This is a genomic window from Clostridium mediterraneense (assembly GCF_900091705.1).
GTDB lineage: Bacteria > Bacillota > Clostridia > Clostridiales > Clostridiaceae > Sarcina > Sarcina mediterraneense.
On sequence record NZ_LT594785.1, the window covers coordinates 1,922,082 to 1,923,581 of the forward strand.

The following is a 1,500-nucleotide window of genomic DNA, read 5'->3' on the forward strand; positions in this document are numbered from 1 at the left end:
GTACTGTAAGACCCTTAACATCTACTTCTGTATTTTCTTCTGCTGTTTTTACAGTCTTAGTTGGTATTAAAACTTTACCTGTATTTGTTATCATAGTTTCTGTTACAGAATTACTTGGTATTTTAGCTAAATGATAAACAACAACTTGTTTTTCATTCTTATAATCTAAATCATTTACTGAATCTACTTTCTTTCCGTTTACTGTTATTGATTCAACTTGATATCCCTTAGGAATATTTAATTTATATTCTTTTGATTTAGTATCAACTTGTCCAACTTCTTTCACAACATTAGTAGGTGCTTCGTTTCCTATTTGTGTTTTATAAGTTATTTCTCCATTTATAGGAACTACATTATAGCTTACTACTTCACCATTAAATGCAACTTTAACATCATTACTATTTGTATAAGTATTTATATTCTTATTAGCAATTAATGTTATTTCTTTATTATTTGGATTAGATACTGTTATATTTTCTAATTTATAATTTGAAGGTATTTTATCTTCAATATTAACTATTGATGTATTAAATGGTAGCTTATATTCATTATGATATAGAATAGCACCATTTTGATTTACTACTCTTTCGCCAACATTCATCATTTTTGGTGATAAATTATAAACTATTGTAATATCTTTATCTCCAAATACCTTTGGAAGATCTGCTTCTGAAGTTTTAACTCCATTAACTGTTATATCGTTAAGCTCATAATCACTATTATCCCAAGTTGGAGCAACCTCTTTATAAGCTTCACCTTGATAATTTGTTGTTACAACAGGCTTACCTATTACTTTTCCATCAACCATAGCTTCAACTGTTATTGTTGATTTAGCTATAGGTGACACGATATAAGTTATGTTAAGGTTCTTATCTGGCATAACTTCTGGTAATTTATTAGCTGGTGTTTTTACTCCATCCACAAGAATATAGTCTAATTTATATTCTTTTTTATCCCAATTATTATCGGCTACTGAAATTTTATCTCCCTTAGCATAAGAAGCTACTGGCATAGTATTTAAAACTTTTCCGTCTTCTGTTTTAATATTAATATTTAATTTATATTCAGTGTCACTAGCCATGTGATAAACAATATTCATATTATTAGCTACATAATACTTAGGTAATTGATTAATATTAGTTTTCACTCCATTAACTGTTACATAATCTATATGATAATTTTCTAAAGTAGGTATGCTTTCATTATTAATAGAATCACCAATATTACCTGTTTCTGTGTAATTATATTTATCTCCTGTAACTGCTTTTCCATCTGAATAAACTGTACTTACATTAAGAGTAGTATTCTCTAAAGAACTATCAAGACTATCTCCTAAATATACAAGTCCTCTTGGAGTTAATTCAAATACACTAGTTTTATTTACATCATAAGAATTTTGTAAAACTCCATCTTTATATACATATGAAGCACTTATTTTAGAACTTGTTTTATAATCTATAACTATTTTATCTCCATATTTAAATCCTAAATTATTAAATG

At 26.8% G+C, this 1,500-nt stretch carries 1 protein-coding gene; it reads right to left on the reverse strand.

Annotated features, from left to right (window positions below):
• On the reverse strand, positions 1-1,500 hold a 1,500-nt coding region (locus BN8917_RS14395), incomplete at both ends, for a hypothetical protein (RefSeq protein WP_159426742.1).